Source organism: Mycobacterium sp. TH-M25 (assembly GCF_057473665.1).
The window spans coordinates 1-4,068 of the sequence record NZ_JBYCLA010000589.1; the positions used below are offsets into that span (position 1 = coordinate 1).

A 4,068-nucleotide genomic window follows, 5' to 3' on the forward strand; every position below is an offset into this window, starting at 1 on the left:
TCACCCCATCCTTCGTCCAGGGACCTGGGCTGTCGTCGGGCACACCTGGTCGGTACCACAGGAAGTCCTTCGCAGGGCGCAGGAAGACGAGCTTTCCGCTCTGTTTTTCGGTGACGGGCCCAGGGGCCAGCATGACCTCATTGCCTTGGCGGGCGACGACGAACCCTCCCAGGCTGAGATCGCCACATTCGTAGCAGTAGAGCAGCTCCAGTACTCGACAACCGCAGGACGCGCACGCGCTCAACGGGGTGTTGTAAAGCCGTCCTATCTTCCGGTCGGGGCCCCCGGATGCAACGCCGGGGCACTGCGGGTTAGTGCATGCCCAAATGCCGCGCGGGTTGCGAACAAAGACGTGACCGCGCAACGGTATCGACGCGGGGGTGGGAGCAGAGTCGGCCAACTGTTGGAGAAGTGACTCAGTGAGGTCCCGGCCCTCCGGCGAGCCAGGAAACACGCGCGTCGCGATGTCATCGACCGACGTCGCGCGGATCCGGTTTTCCTCTGGATCACGGCAGGCCGCGGTGAGTACGTGCGATAGGGCCGCGGAATCGAGACGGCCTTGGCGCACGTCCTCGACGGTGATGCCTTTGGACGCAGCAATGGGCAATTGCGTGCCAGACTGAATACTAAACGTACTGCGCTCCACCCCGAAGAACTGTTCCAAATAGTTCAGTCCGCTTTGGCTTTTGGTGAGCGAAGCCGAGGTGGCGATCACCCGCAGCTGCGGGTCTTGCGGCGAGAGACCGAGTCGTCGCAATAAGGCGCGCACGATCATTGCGACCTCACTGCCTTGTGTCCCGCGGTAGAGATGCAGTTCGTCGACAACCATGGTGAACACGTGTGCGGGATCGCTTTTCAGCCACGTCGCCGTCTGCTCGAAGATCGGATCTTCGAAGTGCCTCATCATTGTCGTGTTGAGCATTGAGTAGTTGGTGACGAGTACGTCCGGCGCATGTCCGATCATGTCCCAACGCGTGATCATCTCGCCGGACCGGGGATTGGTGAATTGACTCAGGTCGATGTCGGTGCGTCCGGCAGCCCGGGAGGCCTGCAGGTCGACGTATTCCTTTTCGTATTGCCGTAATTCGGCGCCGATCTCGCGACCGACAGCCGCCGAGGACGGCTTCCTCTTGGTTCCGAGGCTGCTGCCGGTGTAGCGGCCAAACCAAATCGGCTTGTCCGGACGGACGTCGCGCAGGTGCCGAATAGCGCGGCGCAGACGCGTCATCTGGTCTTCGACCAAAGCGTTGGTCGGATAGAGGATCATTGCCCGCATGCCGGGCGCTCGGGTCTCGGGGTGACGCATGGGTTGCCACGGCGAATTTGGTGTCGCCCACCACCAATGTGCTTGATGCTGCGATTGCCAAGCCTCGCTCTCGTTGACCAGGCGCAGCAATAGCGGGAGTAGGAAAGCCTCAGTCTTGCCGGAGCCCGTACCTGAGGTGACGATGACGTTGCGGCCTGAGGCCGAGCCGTTCTGGAAGTGACGCAAGACGGATTGCGCCTGATGCTCGCGGAGTTTGAGGCTGTCGGGCGAGACGTCGGGAAATAGCGCCGTGCCGACATCGCGCGCGGCCTTCTCGGAGATGCCGGACTGGTTGGCGACGTCGAGAAGGCGTTGAGTGTTCGCGTACGGGATCACCGGTTCGATCATGATCTGGCCGACCAATGCCTGGTTCTGTTCGAGTAGTGCCCGGCGATCGCGCATGACGGATTCGTCATCGAGCCAGAAGGCGGTGTCGAAGTATCGCAGGTAGGCGTCTCGAAGCTCGTCGGCGAGCGTCACTGGAGTGATTTGTGGCACGGTGCGTGTCCTAGGTGGCGAGAAGGGTGACCAGAAGGTCCGCGGAGTAGGGCTCAATATCGTTGTAGGTCAGGCAAATACGCTTAGACCCGTCCTGCACCGAGAACTTCTTTGTGGCGGGTAAATGTCCAGACATCGCAACGATCGCGCGGCCGTATAGCCCGGGAAGGTCGCTGCCTTGGGGCAGCAGGATCGTCTCAATATTCTTCTGGTAACTCACCAGGCTCTTGCCAATGTCATTGGCGGCCAAGTGTTTGGCGAGATGGACTGGCGCGATCGCAGCGGTTCCGGCGTCAACGTCGTCGGCGGTTCGGAACACGTAGAGCGACTCGAATCCTCGACGCAGTCGGTACGCCCCCGGAGCGAAGGGGTCGCCGGTGATCGTCCAGCTCGCCGACGACACATCGAAGCGTTCCGCCGATTGGAAGCCCGGCATCGGCGTGCGGCGCAACGATTTGCCCACTGCCGACAGACGCGGGAGGGCTTCGAGTATCCGGGGCCCCGACTGCTCGGCGATGGTGATACTCGGATCGACGATAGCGAGGTCTGCGACGCCGTCGAGATCCGACACTGCGAACGTCGATGGTCCGACCGACCCTTTGCCAACGCTCACTTTGGCGCCATGATTGCCCGCCTGTTCGACGACGCCTTCGACGAATCTCGATGGCCAAAACCCGGTGAAGCGGTACACACCGCCGGTCGTTTGAGCCAAGCAGGTGGGGGATATTTCCCAGCGCGCCGCCCGCCACAAGTCGTCACGCTCGACGGCTATGTGCCCCAACGCCTCTAGGGTGCGGATGAAGTTATCGACGAACAGCGAGGATCCTTGAAGTTGCAGCGCGATCGACTCCAACGAGCTGATCGAGCCACCGCCCAGGTGCATCAGGGCGTCGAGTGCGACGTCCCAATCCGGGCCCGTGCCCGGGTCGACTGCGTCAAGGTCATGCACGTCGACCGTCTCGTCGGAACCGCCAAAGCCCCTCTTCCATTTCTTGCCAGGCCAGCTCGGATATCTCTTGACCAGGCCGCACGATTTGCATTCGCCGTCAACGAATTTCGCAGCGCTCTTGTCGCCGAACCAGGTGGGAAGCAGCATGTAATGCGCGCCGGTGACTATGCACGAGGAGGGATCGGGCGTCCCGATTTTTATGGTCGTCCGCTTGACCGGTGGTCGGCTATTGGACCAGATGACCTTGCCGCTGGCGTGCACGCTCGGCTCGACAGCGCTCTCGCCGTCCGTCGTCATTCCGTCGACCCATAAGCCGTCGTCGGCGCCGGCCTCCGAAGCCGATGCGATCCCATGCGGATCGTCCAACCTGTAGACCAGTCTTGGTGCGCTGGACCACGCGACGTCGACGTCCATGCTCGACCTGAGACGAATGGAGGCCTGCTGCGCTGGGTTCGGCTTATCGCCAGTGAATAGCGAGACGCGGTAATCACCGTCCTGGAGGTGAGACTCGGCAAGCGGTACGACGAGAACGCCGGCTTCTGAACGCCACTCGCAGATGGCCTCGTCAGTCGCGCCATCGGTGAGCGTGACGCGCAAGGAGGACTCACTCTGCACCGCCGCGCGAACTTCGGGCGGGCTCAACGAGGACCACTTACGGATCCGTGAGGGGATGCGCAGGCCGCCTGCGATGGTGAGCTGGTCACGCGCCAAGGGCACCAGCTCATTTAGCCGCTTGGTGTTCGGGGCGCCGAAGAGCTGGACGTCCTTGAACAGAACCCAACCCGACGGCAGGCCCGCCAGATCGTCGACGCGCTGGAACCCCGGCCGAGCCGACTCTGCAAGCAGGCCTCGGACTTCCTCGACGACGTTCGTCTTCACTTTCGTCTGAGCTACGCCCCGGACCAGAAGTAGCGAGTCTGCGCCTAGCTCAAGCCTTTCCGTTTCGACAAAAGCCGACTGAAGCTCGTTGTAGACCAGCGGTATGACGGTCCGGGGAAAATGCTTGTACTCGACCCCATCATCGGCCCCAGCGTGGCGGATACGCACCAGCCCTTCGAGCATGGAGCCGAAATCGACTGCCTCGCTGTAAGACGTCCGCCAAAGGCCGGCCGTTCCCGGGGAGAAACCAATGTCTAGCCAGGACCCGTCGGTGGACCGCACCTCCATTTGGCCGTCCATCTCAGCCGAGAGCGGCCTCAGCCCCAGCGAGATGTCCAGCGAAGAGTTTAGGAAACCTGTGCGCAGGTTGGCCACCACCATCGAACGGGTGGCGAGTGAGTTGCCTCCTACCGACAGCGCAGAGCCGTCGGCGAGA

At 62.3% G+C, this 4,068-nt stretch carries 2 protein-coding genes; both read right to left on the bottom strand.

Annotated elements, in window-relative coordinates; all coding sequences use genetic code 11:
- Positions 1 to 1,804: DEAD/DEAH box helicase (locus tag AC2VOU_RS19670; protein WP_486958873.1), on the bottom strand; the 1,804-nt coding region annotated here is incomplete at its 3' end.
- Positions 1,805 to 1,814: 10 nt separating this feature from the next.
- Positions 1,815 to 4,068: hypothetical protein (locus AC2VOU_RS19675; protein WP_486958874.1), on the bottom strand; the 2,254-nt coding region annotated here is incomplete at its 5' end.